The organism is Plantactinospora sp. WMMC1484, from assembly GCF_049315195.1.
In the GTDB taxonomy this organism is placed as follows: domain Bacteria; phylum Actinomycetota; class Actinomycetes; order Mycobacteriales; family Micromonosporaceae; genus Plantactinospora.
The window spans coordinates 3,417,229-3,432,460 of record NZ_CP186055.1 but is presented as its reverse complement, the minus strand read 5'-3'; the positions used below and the strand labels follow the sequence as shown (position 1 = coordinate 3,432,460).

Below are 15,232 nucleotides of genomic sequence, written 5' to 3'. Positions count from 1 at the left end.
CCCGCCGGCTCATGCCGCCCTGTTGGCTCGTGCCAGGCAGCCGGCTCATGCCAGCGTCGCCTTGACGCCGGGCGCCAGGGCCTTGCGGTACGGGTTGACCGAGAGCAGCTCCCGGGTGGCCTCGCCGAGCGCCGGGAAGACCTCCGGCCAACCCTGCTCGGCGCCGACCCCGGGTGCCACGTGCACCATCACGCTCGCCTGCAGGCCACCGGCGAAGCCGTCCACGAAGTCGTCGAGGTCCTCGCTGAAGAGGTCGCCGCAGAGGGTGTGGCCGATCAGGAACGAACGTCGGAACGACGGGTAGTCCTCGCCGAACGGCACGTACTTCCAGAACTTCCGCCCCTCCATGCTCAGGCCGACCCGGACCGGGCGCGACACGTCGTCGACGTCCCGCACGTTGGAGCCGGCCCCGTAGATGCCGAGCTCGCTCATCCGCTCGATGGCCATGCCGCGCAGCGCCCGGCCGAGCCCGAGCCCGACGTCCTCGGTCACCACGTGGCTGGAGCTGAGCCGGCTGGCGTGGAAGCCGACGGTGAGCCGCAGGCCGGCCGCGCGAGCGTACGAGTCGAGCAGCCCGGCCAGACCGGTCACGCTCACCGAGTCGGCGACGTCGATGGTGACCTCGGCCCCCGGCTCGGCCGCGCCGGCCAGCCGTACGTCGATGGTGACCACGCTCTCGGCGGTCTCCCGGCGCAGCCGGGCCGCCACCGGGGAGAGGGTCTCGACCGACCAGCCCCGTTCGACGGCGCGGCCGGCGGGCTCCACCGCCGGCCCGGTGGCCGCGGACGCCTCCGGCAGCGGCGGCTCGGCGACCGGCGGGTTGTACATCCGGTCCAGCGCGATGCCGACCGCCCGGTAGACGCCCTCCCAGGTGTGGTGCGGGTCCTCGAAGCCGCCGACGGTGACGGCGATGTCGAGCCCGGCGGCCCGGCCGAGCGCGTCCAGCATCTCGACAAGCGGCCCGCCCCGGGCGAGCTGCTCGCAGCGCACGGAGAGGAACCACTCCAGGTCGAGCTGGGCGGAGGCGGAGAACCGGGCGCCGGCCCGCTCCGCGTCGGCCCGGAGCCGGACCTCGGCGCTGCCGTCGTCGATCATGCCGAGCGCGGCCGAGCTGTCGCGCAGCCGTGGCATCCGGGCGATCTCCCGGCCGAGCGCGCCGCCCAGCTCGACCCAGTCGTCGCTGGTCCAGCGCAGCTCGATCGAGCAGCCCAGCCGCCACGCGATGTGCTCGACCATGTGGCTGACGAAGTCGTTGGGGGTGTCGAGGACCTTGTTGGTGATCCCCTCCCGGCCCAGCCGGACCCGGCGTGGCCCGAGGCTGGTGTAGCAGGTGACGGCGTGCCCGGAGGCGGCCAGCTCGGCGAAGGTCGCCGAGCCGGTGGCCACCCCGAGGGCGTGGCAGCCGGCGGCGTCGGCCGACTCCAGCCCGAGCACGGAATCCTCGACGGCGACGCAGGAGGAGGGCGGGCAGTCCAGCCGGGCCGCGGCGGCGAGGTACGGGTCCGGCGCCGGCTTCTTCCGCAACCCCTCCTCGTCGTTGCCGACCACCTCGTCGACGCCGTCGCGCAGGCCGGCGGCGGAGAGCAGTTGCGCCACGTCGGCGCGGGGGTTGTTGGAGACCACCGCGATCCGCAGCCCGGCCGCCCGGGCGTCCCGGAGCAGCTCGGGAACGCCGGCGTGCACCACCGGGGTGACGAGTCGGCGCTCCTTCTCGTGCCGGGCGACCAGATCGGCCAGGGCGTCGTCGGTCAGGTCGAGCCCGACGTCGCGGGTGACCCGGGTCCAGAAATCGGGCAGGGCGTAGGCGAAATGGCGGCGGATGACCTCTCTCGGGACCGCGACGTCGGCATGCGGACGCAGCAGCGTCTCCACCAGGTCGTAGTCCATCGTGAGGGTGTCGATCAGGACTCCGTCGAGATCGAGCAGCAGGGCACGGGTATCGTCCGGCACCACCAGGCCATCAGCCAACAGCATGGTCGTCATCGTATCCAGCAGGGCCGGCGCGGCGACGGCGGCGTCTGCGGACTGGGACGGGCGCACGGTGCGGCCGGGAACGACCGGCCTGATCATCCAGCACGTCCCGCCCGAACGGCGGGGTGCGGGCGGCAACGTTCCCGACGTACCTTTTCGCACATCCGCTTCGTTCGCACATCCGCTTCGGCGGGTTCGCACATCCGCCCGGGTGAGCGCGCGTGACCAGAGGACGGCAGGACGGGTCGCATGGATTTCGACCGACCGACCATCCAGCCCGGCCAGATGCGGGACATCGCCGCGTTCTACGGCATGGTGGAGCCGTTGGAGACCGAATACCTCGGCGGAATTCCCAACGTCACCTATCGGGTGGCCTCGGCCGACCGGGTTCTCGCGATCCGGGTCTGCAACAACGGCTACACGTCGCCCGAGCACCTGCACTGCGAGCTGACGGTGCTGCGCTTCCTGCGGGAACGCGGATTCGAGTACTCCCCGGTCCCCGTGCCCGGCCTCGACGGCGAGCTGGTGCAGCACTGGCGGGGCTACCGGGTGGTGGCGAACCGGTTCATCGAGGGCGTCGCGGGCGACAGGATACCGCTCGGCCCCGACCAGTGTGCCCAGATCGGTGCCGCCGTCGCCCGGCTCGGCGCCGCGCTGGCCGGCCTGGACCACGGGCTGCCGTCGTCGGAGTCCTTCCGGTCCCGCTCGGTCCGGCTGCTCGACGGCTTCGCGGACCGCGCGGCGGCACTGGGTTGGCCAGGCGACCTGGCCCGGACACCGCCGCGCTTCGACCGGGCGATGCGGGCCCTGGAAACGGCCGGGCCGGCCGGCTGGTACCCGGCCATCCACGCCGACATCTGGCCGCCGAACACCATCTACCGGGACGGAGTCCTGGCCGGCGTGATCGACTTCGACGATCTCTCCTTCGGCCCGCCGGTGCTGGACATCGCGGCCGTACTCTGCGAGTTTGCCTTTCCACAGGCGGACCGGCTCGACGAGCCGCTGGCTGCGGCGGCGCTCGCCGGCTTCCGGTCGGCGGGCGGCGCACCCGGTCCGGCAGGGGCCGACCCGGGCGAGACCCTCGGCAACGCCATCGAGGCGCTCTGCGTCTCCTGGCTGGGCGCCAACGCCCTGCACGGAGTGGGATACGCCGAGTCCCGCTCGCTGCTCGAACGGCTCGACCTGCTCGCCGATCCGGCCGGGCGGGCGGACCTGGTAGCACGCCTCGCGCAGCTGTGGCAGCGCGCCGGGACCGGGCAGGCTCCGGGTGGGACCGGGCCGCACACCCGGCTCCCGGAACGCTCTGCGAACCCGGAACGCTCTGCGAACCCGGAACGCTCTGCGAACCCGGAACGCTCTGCGAACCCGGAACGCTCTGGGAATCCGGACCGTTCGACCGTGTGAACCGGTTGCGGCCGAGCGTAGGATTGCCCGACCGGCGCGGGCCGGCGGCCCAGTCCCGTCGCGCTACCGCCCGGCGGAGGTCGCCATGGCTGACAGCCTGAGGACGTACGACCGGGAAACGGTGAGCGAGATCGTGCCGGACCTCACCGAGCTCTACGCCGAGGTGTACGCCGAGCCGCCCTACCACGAGGGCGCCGAAGAGGTCCGCGACTTCCAGGTCAGGTTCGCCGAGCACCGCCGCGAACCGGCGTTCCGGCTCGCCGCCGTGTGGCAGGGCGAGCTGTTGATCGGCTACCTCTACGGCTTTCGGCTGGAGGTCGACTCGCCGCTCTGGGACGATCTGCTGATCCGGCCGGCCGGCGAGCTGACCCGGCCGGGCGGCGACCGAACGGATCCGGCGGCACGCCAACCCACCGCGTACGTCAGCGAGCTGCTTATCCGGGCCGGGTTCCGGCGCCGGGGCGTGGCCCGTCGGTTGCACGACACCTTCGTGGCCGAGCGCCCGGAGAGCAGGGTGGCGCTGCTCGCACACCCGGACGCCGGGCCGGCCCAGGCGGCGTACTCGGCGTGGGGCTGGAAGCGGGTCGGCTACGGGCGGCCCTTCCCCGGGGCGGGCGAGTACGACACCCTGATGCTCTTCCTCTCCTGATCGGCACGGGTAGGCTCGACCGGTGGGTGCGCGGCTGCCGGTTTTTCCGCTCGGGACGGTGCTCTTTCCCGGCCTTGTCCTACCGTTGCACATCTTCGAGGCGCGCTATCTCGACCTGATGCGCCACCTGCGCGGCCTACCGGACGGCACGCCCCGGGAGTTCGGCGTGGTCGCCATCCGCAGCGGCGGCTCGGCGGCGGTGGCCGCCCGCCCCGACCCGGAGTCCCGACCGGACCCGGAGCCCCGGCTCGAGCAGGAGTCGCGGTCGGAGCAGCCGGAGCTGACCGACCGGCGCCCGGACGGCTCGCCGGTCACCCTGCACGAGGTCGGCTGCACGGCGGAACTCCGCCAGGTGACCGAGCTGCCGGACGGCCGGCTGGACGTGGTCACCGTCGGCCGTCGCCGTTTCCGGATCGCCGGGGTCGAGGAGGGGCCGACACCGTACCTGACCGCCGAGGTGGAGTGGCTGCCCGAGCCGGTCGGGCAGGAACAGCTCGCCGACCTGCTCGCGCCCCGGGTGCTCGCGGTCTTCCGGCGCTATCTCACGCTGGTCCGCGACGACCCGGAGGAGATTTCCGAGCAGATGCCGGACGACCCGACCGTGCTGTCGCACCTGGTGGCGGCGACCGCCGCACTCACCCTGACCGATCGGCAACGGCTACTGGCGACGCCCGACACCGCCGGCCGGTTGAAGGCGGAACTCGGGCTGCTCAATCGCGAGGCGGCTCTGCTGCGTCAGGTGCGGGCGGTGCCGGTGCCGCTGGCGGAGCTGGCGGTGCCGGCAAGTCCCAACTGACCGACCCGGGCGCCTGCTCGGGGGCCCGCTCGGCCTCGGGCCGCAGTCCCGGATAGCGGGACCAGCCGGCCAGCAGGGTGTACATCACCGCCGCGCCGAACGCCGGCACCAGCAGGTCCCCGACGGCGGGAAGGAACCCGAGCAGCAGGTCGTACTCCCCGCCGTACAGGTCCGGTGGCTTGCTGAAGGTCGCGCCGGGCGGTGCGGTGGCGAGCTGCCGCTCGTAGCCGTCCAGGCCGATCTGCCGGCCGAGCTGCCAGGCCACGACGGCGGCACCGAGCATGCCGAGCACCACCACCAGCATGCCGACCGGACCCCGCTGCCGGCGCAGCACCAGCCACATCACGATCGCGGCCAGCACGCCGAGCCCGAAGCCCAGCAGGCTGAACCAGCCGTCGGCGGCGATGAACTCCTCCGGCTGCGGCGCGGCCAGCAGCGCTCCGTCGTCGCTCTGCACCACCGGCACGCCCGGCGACACGACCCACCAGACCAGGCCGAACGGAACCCCTGACAAGATCAACGCCAGCAACGCGCCGACGCTGACCATCAGGCCCCGACGCCGCCGGCCGGCCGGATCGTCTCTCTCCTGAGGCGTGACGCCGGGGTACCCGAGCGGAGCCGGCCCGGTGGTCTCCGAGGGTCCAGTGCCGTACGAGCCGGCCGACGTCTCCGGCGGCACCCCGACATTCACCGGTCCGGCGCCGGGGGTGCGGGGCGGGGCAGGTGGAGTTGAGGTCGACGAAGGGTGGTCGTCGTCGCCCTCACCGAACGTACCGTCGGGGCGGGAGGTTGCCGGACTCACCCGATGATCCTCTCAGGCCCGGCACGGCGCTGGCGGCCCGGTATCAGGAAACCGCCCAACCCGGTCCCGGGCCAGCAGGAAGTGGCTCACAAACTCTCGCGCCAGCCGGCCGTCTCGAGTGCGGCACGCATCTGTGCCACCACGTACTCCGGTTGCGGCGCACGTCAAAGGCGGTGAAGCGCAGAACTGGGTCAGCGGCCACCCAGAGCTCGTTCTGGCAGCTCCTCAGCCGGCGACGGCGGTCGGGCCCAGTAGGGCTTTGAGGTCGGCCATCAGGGCGGTGGTGGGGGCGACGCGGAGTGGGCTTAGTCGTAGCAGGGTGGCACGGGAGCCGTTGATCAGCTTGACGTGCACCTCGGCGGAGCCGGGATGGCTGGTCAGCACCTCGCGCAGGCGTTCGACCAGCGGCGGGGTGCAACGGGACGGCGGCAGGGCCAGCACCACCGGCTTGACCTCGTCGGCAGCGGTGATGTCGGGCATCGACAGATCCATGGCCATCAACCGGGGCTGGTCGTCGCGGCGGTCGACCCGGCCCTTGACCACCACGATGGCGTCCTCGGCGATGTACTGCCCGACCAGCTCGTAGGTGTTGGGGAAGAAGAGCACCTCGACCGCGCCGCCGAGATCCTCCAGGGTGGCCGAGGCCCAGGCTCGGCCCTGTTTGGTGATCCGGCGCTGCACCCCGGAGAGGATGCCGGCCAGATTGACCACCTGCCCGTCGGCGACCCCGCCCTCCTCGGCGAGCGCCGCGATCGACATGTCCGCGGCGGCGGCGAGCACGTGTTCGACCCCGAAGAGCGGATGGTCGGAGACGTAGAGGCCGAGCATCTCCCGCTCGAAGGTGAGCAGGTCGGTCTTGTCCCACTCGCCGGCCGGGATGGACGGGGTCACCACCATGCCGCCGCCCGACCCGCCGTCACCATCGCCACCGCCGAACGCGTCGCCGAAGAGGTCGTACTGGCCGACCGCCTCGTTGCGCTTGAGCGCGATGAACGAGTCGATCGCGTCGGTGTGCACGGCGAGCAGCCCCTTGCGGGTGTGCCCGAGCGAGTCGAACGCGCCCGCCTTGATCAGCGATTCGACGGTCTTCTTGTTGCAGGCGACCGCGTCGACCTTGCGCAGGTAGTCGTAGAAGTCGGTGAAGTTGCCCTTCTCCTTGCGGGAGCGCCGGATCGACTCCACCACGTTCGTGCCGACGTTGCGGACGGCGGCCAGCCCGAACCGGATGTCGGTGCCGACGGCGGCGAACCGGGCGTTGGACTCGTTGACGTCCGGCGGCAGCACCTTGATGCCCATCCGCCGGCACTCGGCCAGGTAGACCGCGGACTTGTCCTTGTCGTCGCCGACCGAGGTGAGCAGCGCGGACATGTATTCGGCCGGATAGTTCGCCTTCAGGTAGGCGGTCCAGTAGGAGACCACACCGTAGGCCGCGCTGTGTGCCTTGTTGAAGGCGTAGTCGGAGAACGGGACCAGGATGTCCCAGAGCGTCTTGATCGCCGCGTCGCTGTAGCCGTTTTCCTTCATGCCGGCGGCGAAGGGGGCGAACTCCTTGTCGAGGATCTCCTTCTTCTTCTTGCCCATCGCCCGGCGCAGCAGATCGGCCTTGCCGAGCGAGTAGCCCGCCACCTTCTGCGCGATCGCCATCACCTGCTCCTGATAGACGATCAGGCCGTAGGTGTCACCGAGGATGTCCTGCAACGACTCGGCGAGTTCGGGGTGGATCGGCACCACCGGCTTGCGGTTGTTCTTGCGGTCGGCGTACTCGTTGTGCGCGTTCGCGCCCATCGGGCCGGGCCGGTAGAGGGCGCCGACCGCCGAGATGTCCTCGAAGTTGTCAGGTGCCATCGAGCGCAGCAGCGCCCGCATCGGGCCGCCGTCGAACTGGAAGACTCCGAGGGTGTCACCCCGGGAGAGCAGCGCGTACGTCGCCTTGTCGTCCAGCGGCAGGTCCTCCAGGACCAGGTCCTCGCCCCGGTTCTCCCGGATCGCCTCCAGCGCGTCGTCCATGATGGTCAGGTTGCGCAGGCCCAGGAAGTCCATCTTGAGCAGGCCGATGGTCTCGCAGGCACCCATGTCCCACTGGGTGATGATCGAGCCGTCCTGCTCGCGCTTCTGGATCGGCAGCACGTCCACCAGCGGGTCCCGGGAGAGGATCACCCCGGCCGCGTGCACCCCCCACTGCCGCTTCAGCCCTTCCAGGCCCTTCGCGGTGTCGACGACCTTGCGCACCTCGCCGTCGCCGTCGTAGAGCTGCCGGAACTCGGCCGCCTCCGGATAGCGCTGGTGGCTGGGGTCGAAGATGCCACCGAGCGGGATGTCCTTGCCCATCACCGCCGGGGGCATCGCCTTGGTGATCCGGTCACCCATCGCGAACGGGTAACCGAGGACCCGGGCCGCGTCCTTGATCGCCGCCTTCGCCTTGATCGTCCCGTACGTGATGATCTGCGCGACCCGCTCCTCGCCGTACTTCTCGGTGGCGTAGCGGATCATGTCACCGCGCCTACGCTCGTCGAAGTCCATGTCGATGTCGGGCATCGACACCCGGTCGGGGTTGAGGAAGCGCTCGAAGAGCAGGCCGTGCGCCATCGGGTCCAGCTCGGTGATGCCCAGCGCGTACGCGATGATCGCGCCCGCCGCCGAGCCACGCCCGGGCCCGACCCGGATCCCCTCCCGCTTCGCGTAGGCGACCAGGTCCGCGACCACCAGGAAGTAGCCCGGGAAGCCCATCTTGAGGATGACGTCGAGCTCGTACTCCGCCTGCTGGCGCCGGTCCTCCGGAACCCCGCCCGGGAAGCGCCGCTCCAGCCCGCGCAGCACCTCCTTGCGCAGGAACGTCTCCTCGGTCTCCCCCGCCGGCACGGGGAACTGCGGCATCAGGTTGCGCGGCGCGAAGAGTTCCGAGTAGTCACCGATCCGCTCGGCGATTTCCAGGGTGCTGTCGCACGCCCCCGGCACCTCCGCGTCCCAGAGCGCCCGCATCTCGGCCGGCGACTTCAGATAGAAGTCCCGGGCGTCGAACTTGAACCGCTTCGGGTCGGCCAGCGTCGACCCGGACTGCACGCAGAGCAGCACCTCGTGCGCGTCGGCGTCCTTGGCGTAGGTGTAGTGCAGATCGTTGGTGGCCACCGGCTTGAGGTTGAGCTTCCTACCCAGCCGGATCAGGTCCTGCCGGATCCGGGTCTCGATGTCGAGCCCGTGGTCCATCACCTCGAGGTAGTAGTTTTCCGCTCCGAAGATGTCCCGGAACTCCGCCGCCGACTCGCACGCCTTGTCGAAGTTGCCGATCCGCAGCCAGGTCTGCACCTCGCCGGAGGGGCAGCCGGTGGTGGCGATGATTCCCTTGCCGTACTGGTGCAGCAGCTCCCGGTCGGCTCGCGGCTTGAAGTAGTAACCCTCCAGGCTCGACCGCGAGTTCAGCCGGAACAGGTTCCGCAAGCCATCCACGTCTGCGGCGATCATCGTCATGTGGGTGTACGCGCCACCGCCGGAGACGTCGTTCTCGCCGCCGTCAGCCCACCGCACCCGGGTCCGGTCCCGCCGGTCCGTCCCCGGCGTGACGTAGCTCTCCACCCCGATGATCGGCTTCACTCCGGCCGCCGTGGCCTGCTTGTGGAAGTCGTACGCCCCGAAGAGGTTGCCGTGGTCGGTCATTGCCAGCGCCGGCATGCCGAGCCGGTCGGTCTCGGCGAACAACTCCTTGAGCCGGGCCGCCCCGTCGAGCATCGAATACTCGGTGTGCACGTGCAGGTGCACGAACGAGTCAGACACCCAGGCCCCCCTTCCCTCACGCGGCTGCCCGCCGGCCCGCCGAGTCGGCGGCGGCTGCCGGTCAGCCAGCGACGCATCCCCCAACGGCACCACGCGGCGGCTGGCGCGCGCAGGCCGGACGGCACGAACGTGCCCGACGGCGGGGACGCACCCGCACGGCGCGACCGCCGGCACCCGAGCCTAGTCCCCGGGCCACGCGGTCTCCAGGCTTGACACTCCCTCGGCGACCTGCCCCACATCCCGGTGTGCACGGTTGTTAGGAGGGGGCCCTTCTACGACAGAAAGCGATAAGCGGGGGCCCTTCCTTACGTGCTCAGCGGGCGAAGGGCTCCAGCATCATCGAGGCGGCCTGCAGCCAGGCGTCCCGGGTCTCCTGCGCCAGGTGGGCGTGCTCGATCGAGGAGCCCGTCTCGAGCGCCGGGTCGTAGGGGACCACGGCGACCGCCCGGGTGCGGGTCGCGAAGTGCCGCTTCAGGTCGTCCAGCAGCGGCGAGCGGCCCGGGGTCGGGCAGGAGAGCAGGGTGACGGCGTTCTCCGCCAGCTCGCTCATGCCGATGTCGTGGAGCAGGTCGAGCATCCAGTCGGCGGTGAACGCGGCGTCCTCCCGGGGCACCGTGGTGACCACCAACTGGTCGGCCGCGCGCAGCACGGTCTGCCAGTTGGAACTCTCCACGTTGTTGCCGGTGTCCACACAGATCACCTCGTGGGTGCGGCGGAGCAGCTCCAGCACCCGCCGGACGGTGTGCTGGTCGAGGCGCTGGGCGAACCGAGGGCTCTCCTCGCCGGCCAGCACGTCGTACGAGCCGTCGGAGGCGTGCCGCAGGTAGTCGTCGAGCCGCTCGATGAGCTGGTTGTCGGGCAGCGCCTCGGTCTCGATCAGGTCGGCGACCAGGTGTCGGATCGTCCGGGCGTGCCGGGCACTGCCCGCCCGAAGGCCGAGGGTGCCACGCAGTTCGTTGTCGTCCCAGGCGAGCACGCCACGGCCGCGTACGCTGCCCACCGTCGCCGCGGCGAGCACCGTGGCCGTGGTCTTGTGCACGCCGCCCTTGGGGTTGGCGAAGGCGAGCACCCGGGGCGAGCCCATGTCGCGCCGGAGCACGTTGCGGGCCCGCTCCACCTCGGGGTCGGCCGGCCGCTGCTGCCGGGCCGGATAGGGGTCGAGGCTCGACCGCCGGGAGACCGTGGCGTACCCGACGTCCACCGGTGGCTGGCCGACGGCCGGCGGAGGTCCGGGCGGCGGGCCCGCCGGCAGCGGCGGGGCCGGAGCCGGCGGTGGCGCCAGCGAGGCGCGGGGTGCCGGGATCGACCGGCCGGTGGCGGCGGGCGGCACCGCCCGCGGCGGCAGAGCGCCGGTGGCGCCCGGATCCGGGTGCCGGGCCGGTGGCGGCGGGCCGGGCAGCGCCGGACGCGGTGCCGGCACCACCGGTGGCGGCATCGCCGGTGGCGGCTGGTAACCACTGCCGAGCGCCGAGTAGCGGGACTCCGCCGGGAAGCCGGGGTCTACCGGCTCCGGCCGGTAGCCGGGCTCGGGCCGGTAGCCGCTCGCCGGGTAGTCGGTCTCGCGCCGGCCGGCAGCCGGCCGTTGGTCGGGGCCGGGCCGGAAGCCCGGCTCGGCCGGATATCCGGGATCGGGCCGGTATCCGGTCTCGGCTGGGCGCCCGGGGCCGAAACCGGCTTCGGAACGGTAGCCGTGGTCCAGGGCGGCGTAGCGGGATTCGCCCGGATGCGCCGGTGGGGCACGATGCTCGGTGCCGCCGCCGTATCCCTCCGGCGGCAGGTAGGACCCACCCGGGTAACCGGGGCCGGACCCCCGGGGGTCCGGCTCCGGCCGGCCGGGATAGCCGGCGGACCGGCCGCCGCTCCGGCCGCCCTCCGCCGGCGCCGTCCGCCCGTCCCTCGACCGCTCGTCGAGAAGCCGCTGCTCATCGGTGCGGCCGCCGTGCAGGGCCCGGTCGAGCAGCGCCCGCCAACGCGGCGCTGATTCCGCCGGCCGGCTCCAGCCGGTCTCGGTGCCGTCCACGGCTCGCCCCTCCCAGCACCATCGGTCCCCGCCCTGACAGGCTACGAAGCAAACCCTATTCGGACCACATGGGGTACCGCACCCACCACCGTCGGCGTGCCCACCGCCGACCGGAGGTTTCCGCTGTCGACCACCGTCACGTCCCGCCGGTCGTCGGCCCGCTGGCGGGCGCGTCGGCCGGTGACGCCGTGCCGGGTGGCGACCGGTCCGACGGTATCTCGGCCGGCGCCGATCCGTCGGTGGGATCGGGCTCCGGCGGAGGATCGAGCGTGGGTGTCTCCACCACGGGCGGCGGATCCGTCGCACCGGGACCGACCGGACCGGTGGTCACGGTGACGGGCGGCCCGGCCGACGGACCGGCCGACGGACCGGCGGAGCTGGGCCCCGTTGCCGACTCACGTCCGACACCCGGCCCGGCGGTGCTCTCGGTGTCGTCCACCGGCGGCATGCTCGCGTCGGCCGGCGGGCGGGCGACATCGTCCTGCTCGGGCAGCGGCGGGGTGAGGACGGTACGGTCCAGCCGCTGCACCTCGGGCGCCGGGTCCACGGTCCGCACCTCGGGGCGGGCGTCGATCCGGGCCAACGCGGCGGGGTCGCCGCGCACCACGGCGGCGTAGACGCACGAGCACCCGGACCGGTACGCGGTCGCCTCCTCGTCGGCCACCCGGGCGCCGCTGGCGTAGAACGTCCGCAGGTCCCGCTCGCGGGCGCCGTCGCCGGTGACCGCCGCGGCCCGCTCCTGGTAGTCCCGCGCCTCCCGGTCCTTCCGCTCCGCCACCTGCGACATCCCGGCCACCACGTCATCCGGGAGGCGCATGGCCGGGATGCGCACGATCTCGGTCTGGGTGCCGGGGCGCCAGAGCCGGGCGACCACCTCCGAGACGGAGACCCCGGCCAACACCGGGGTCAACCGGTCCGGCGCCAGATAGGCCGAGAGGGTCACCAGGGCGTACGTCGGTCTTGCCGGTTCCGAGGCCGCCCCCGCGACCAGGGCCCGCAACTCGCCCCGGGCGGATTCGAGATAGCCGGGGATCGACTCGCCCTGCACCACCCCGACCCGGGTGACCTCGCCGACGGTCGGGTCGCCGACCGGCTGCCGGTCCGCCGCCCAGACCGCGGTGATCAACACGGCCGCCGAGCTGAACAACGCCACCGTGGTCAGCAGCCGGAGCCGGAGCCGGCCGTGCCCGAGCCGGGCCATCCCCCGGGCCAGGGGTGGCAACAGTCGGCTGTCCAACTGTCGCAACAGGTCGCCGAGGCGCACGGACGAACTCCCCCTCGTCGGGTGATCCCTGCCGGTCGGTCAGTCGCGCAGGATGCGGAGTGCAACTTCCAGGTCGTCAGGGTAGTCGCTGACGAACCGGACCTGCTCGCCCGTACGGGGGTGCGCGAAGGCCAACTCGCGGGCGTGCAACCACTGGCGGGTGAGGCCGAGCCGGGTCGACAGGGTGGGATCGGCGCCGTATGTCAGATCACCGACACAGGGATGCCGCAGGGTGGAGAGATGCACCCGGATCTGGTGGGTACGTCCGGTCTCCAGCCGCACGTCGAGCAGGCTCGCCGCCGGAAACGCCTCCAGTGTGTCGTAGTGGGTGATGCTCGGCTTGCCGCCGGCGACCACCGCCCACCGGTAGTCGTGGGTCGGGTGCCGGTCGATCGGCGCGTCGACCGTGCCGCGCAGCGGGTCGAGGTGGCCCTGCACCACCGCGTGGTAGCGCTTCTCCACCTCCCGCTCCTTGAAGGCCCGCTTGAGCAGGCTGTACGCCTGCTCGCTCTTGGCCACCACCATCACGCCGGTGGTGCCGACGTCGAGCCGGTGCACCACACCCTGGCGCTCGGCGGCTCCGCTCGTTGCGATGGTGTGACCCAGCGCGGCCAGCCCGCCGATCACGGTCGGGCCGGACCAGCCCGGGCTCGGATGCGCCGCCACCTCGACCGGCTTGTCGACCACCACGATGTCGTCGTCGGAGTGCACGATCCGCAGCCCGGGCACCGTCTCCGGAATGACCGTCGGCGCCGTGGGCGGGGCGGGCAGCAGCACCTCCAGCCAGGAACCGGCGGAGACCCGGTCGGACTTGGGCCGAGCGGCGCCGTCCACGAGGGCGTCACCGGCCTCGACCAGGGTTGCCGCCGCCGTGCGGGAGAGGCCGAAGAGCCGGGAGACGGCCTGGTCCAGTCGCATGCCGTCGAGCCCGTCGGGCACCGGCAGGGAGCGGCGCTCGCCCGCGGGTCGGCGCGGGCCCGCGTCCGGAACGGAGGTCACGGGCGGTCCCGCCGCTCGCTGTCGTCGTCGACACCGCCGGCCGGTGGCGTGCCGGGGTCGTCGCCCCCGCTCGGGCCGGCGGGTTTCGGCCGGGAACCCAGCCGGGTGCCGTCCCGCTGCCGGCCGGTCAACTCCAGCAGCACGGCCAGGACGACCCCGCTCACCAGGGCGCTGTCCGCCAGGTTGAAGATCGGCCAGACCTGCCCGTAGGGGTCGAAGAGGCTGACCATGTCGACCACGTGCCCGACGAAGACCCCGGGCGCGCGGAAGATCCGGTCGGTCAGGTTGCCGAGCGCACCGCCGAGCACCAGCCCGAGCGAGATCGCCCAGGGCAGCGAGCGCAGCCGAAGCGCCATCCAGCCGATCCAGCCGATCACCCCCGCCGTGACCAGTGGAAAGACCCAGGTGTGGTCGGAGGCGAGGCTGAACGCCGCTCCGCTGTTCCGGGTCAGGCTCAGATAGACGGCGCCGCCGAGCAGGCGTACCGGCTCCCGGTCCGTCAGGGTCGCCAGGGCGAGGTGCTTGGTGCCCAGGTCGGCGAGCCAGGCCAGTACGGCGGTGCCCAACAGCACCGTGACGGCCAGTCGTCGGGTGCGCGCCGGGCCGGGGCGATCCCGGCCGGAGTCGGTGGGCCGGGTGGCGGTCGACTCGTCGTCGCCGGCCCTCCGCTCGTCGATGGTCGCCCGCTCGTCGTCGATGTTCAGCAGGAGTCCCTTCCTCCGTCCGTCACCCGGCAGGGCTCATCGGCGTTCCTCCAACTGCTTGCACGAGACGCACAGCGTGGCGGACGGGAATGCGGCAAGCCGTTCCACCGGGATCGGATTGCCGCACCGCTCGCACCAGCCGTAGCCGCCCTCGTCAAGCCGCTCCAGGGCCCGCTCCACCTGGGTGATGCGCTCCAGGATGCTGTTCGCGAGGGAGATCTCCTGCTCCCGCTCGAACGTCTTGGTGCCGGTGTCGGCCTGGTCGTCCCCGGCCGAGTCGGTCAGCCGGTCGCGCTGCAGCTCGGTGATCTCGCTCAGCGTCTGATCGTACTCGCTGCGGAGTTCGTCCCGGCGGGCCGCCAGCGCGGCCCGGATCTTGTCGGTCTCCGCGGCGCTGCGCGTGGCCTTCGGTGCCGACTTGCGTCCGGCGGTCCTGGTCTCTGCTGGCTTAGCCATCGTCGCTCCCTCGGCCGCGGACCCCGCGGCGATCGGCCGTGCCTGGACAGGAACCTCCGACGCTCGCGGAACGGTCCGGCGGGTCCTGCGCGGTGCGGTCGCTCGGACGGGCGCGACCGGTCGGGTGGTGCCGGCGGCGGAGATCGGTGTCGCCGGCACCGGAAGGCGCCGGAGGCCGTTGCCGCGCGGCGGTGTGGGGCCGCCGGATCGCGTCGGGCGCAGGCGTGGGTCCGGATTTTCCGGCCCTCCCGCCTCCGACCCTCGCCCGTCCGGCCACGACGTCCCCCAATTGCAAAACGGGCGCGGCAGGACGCCGCGCACTCCGGAGGTTGGCAAGAATACGGAACGTACAGACGTCCGACAACATGCCGCACCGATGTTACGCATTTCAGCCCGAAA

General features: G+C 72.4%; 11 protein-coding genes. 3 read left to right on the top strand and 8 right to left on the bottom strand.

Going from position 1 to position 15,232, the window contains the following annotated elements; genetic code table 11:
- Window positions 1-45: 45 nt before the first annotated feature.
- On the bottom strand, window positions 46-1,974 hold the full coding sequence (locus ACN28C_RS15080) for an HAD-IA family hydrolase (RefSeq protein WP_422774076.1): 1,929 nt from the start codon (window positions 1,972-1,974) through the stop codon (window positions 46-48).
- Window positions 1,975-2,220: 246 nt separating this feature from the next.
- On the opposite strand from ACN28C_RS15080, the gene ACN28C_RS15075 reads away from it, so the two are divergent.
- The 3 genes from ACN28C_RS15075 (at window position 2,221) to ACN28C_RS15065 (ending at window position 4,820) form a co-directional block, all read left to right on the top strand.
- A complete protein-coding gene (locus tag ACN28C_RS15075; RefSeq protein ID WP_422774075.1) occupies window positions 2,221-3,375 on the top strand; it encodes a phosphotransferase in 1,155 nt (384 codons plus the stop codon).
- A gap of 85 nt (window positions 3,376-3,460) precedes the next feature.
- On the top strand, window positions 3,461-4,024 hold the full coding sequence (locus tag ACN28C_RS15070; RefSeq protein ID WP_422774074.1) for a GNAT family N-acetyltransferase: 564 nt from the start codon (window positions 3,461-3,463) through the stop codon (window positions 4,022-4,024).
- A 22-nt stretch (window positions 4,025-4,046) separates the two neighbouring features.
- Entirely contained in the window at window positions 4,047-4,820 is a 774-nt protein-coding gene (locus tag ACN28C_RS15065; RefSeq protein ID WP_422774073.1) for an LON peptidase substrate-binding domain-containing protein, read from the top strand.
- Here ACN28C_RS15065 and ACN28C_RS15060 read toward each other — a convergent pair.
- The 7 genes from ACN28C_RS15060 to ACN28C_RS15030 all read right to left on the bottom strand — a co-directional run bounded on the left by ACN28C_RS15060 (window position 4,735) and on the right by ACN28C_RS15030 (window position 14,833).
- A complete protein-coding gene (locus tag ACN28C_RS15060; protein ID WP_422774072.1) occupies window positions 4,735-5,349 on the bottom strand; it encodes a DUF2567 domain-containing protein in 615 nt (204 codons plus the stop codon). The two genes, ACN28C_RS15065 and ACN28C_RS15060, sit on opposite strands and share 86 nt — an antisense overlap.
- Window positions 5,350-5,847: 498 nt before the next feature.
- A complete protein-coding gene (gene dnaE, locus ACN28C_RS15055; RefSeq protein ID WP_422774071.1) occupies window positions 5,848-9,390 on the bottom strand; it encodes a DNA polymerase III subunit alpha in 3,543 nt (1,180 codons plus the stop codon).
- Window positions 9,391-9,703: 313 nt separating this feature from the next.
- Complete coding sequence (locus ACN28C_RS15050) at window positions 9,704-11,410, bottom strand: MinD/ParA family ATP-binding protein (RefSeq protein WP_422774070.1); 1,707 nt, start codon at window positions 11,408-11,410, stop codon at window positions 9,704-9,706.
- Between the two features lie 136 nt (window positions 11,411-11,546).
- Complete coding sequence (locus tag ACN28C_RS15045) at window positions 11,547-12,674, bottom strand: hypothetical protein (protein ID WP_422774069.1); 1,128 nt, start codon at window positions 12,672-12,674, stop codon at window positions 11,547-11,549.
- A 39-nt stretch (window positions 12,675-12,713) separates the two neighbouring features.
- Entirely contained in the window at window positions 12,714-13,592 is an 879-nt protein-coding gene (locus ACN28C_RS15040) for an RluA family pseudouridine synthase (RefSeq protein ID WP_422774678.1), read from the bottom strand.
- A 77-nt stretch (window positions 13,593-13,669) separates the two neighbouring features.
- The gene (gene lspA / locus ACN28C_RS15035) at window positions 13,670-14,377 is read right to left on the bottom strand and encodes a signal peptidase II (RefSeq protein ID WP_422774677.1); all 708 of its coding nucleotides are present in this window, start codon (window positions 14,375-14,377) and stop codon (window positions 13,670-13,672) included.
- 36 nt (window positions 14,378-14,413) lie between these two features.
- Complete coding sequence (locus ACN28C_RS15030; RefSeq protein WP_421494299.1) at window positions 14,414-14,833, bottom strand: TraR/DksA family transcriptional regulator; 420 nt, start codon at window positions 14,831-14,833, stop codon at window positions 14,414-14,416.
- Window positions 14,834-15,232 lie beyond the last annotated feature (399 nt).

Excerpts from the sequence above, each read along its gene's own strand:
- ACN28C_RS15080 (WP_422774076.1), bottom strand. The coding sequence starts at position 1,974 with ATGCTGTTGGCTGATGGCCTGGTGGTGCCGGACGATACCCGTGCCCTG.
- ACN28C_RS15075 (WP_422774075.1), top strand. The coding sequence starts at position 2,221 with ATGGATTTCGACCGACCGACCATCCAGCCCGGCCAGATGCGGGACATC.
- ACN28C_RS15070 (WP_422774074.1), top strand. The coding sequence starts at position 3,461 with ATGGCTGACAGCCTGAGGACGTACGACCGGGAAACGGTGAGCGAGATC.
- ACN28C_RS15040 (WP_422774678.1), bottom strand. The coding sequence starts at position 13,592 with ATGCGACTGGACCAGGCCGTCTCCCGGCTCTTCGGCCTCTCCCGCACG.
- ACN28C_RS15030 (WP_421494299.1), bottom strand. The coding sequence starts at position 14,833 with ATGGCTAAGCCAGCAGAGACCAGGACCGCCGGACGCAAGTCGGCACCG.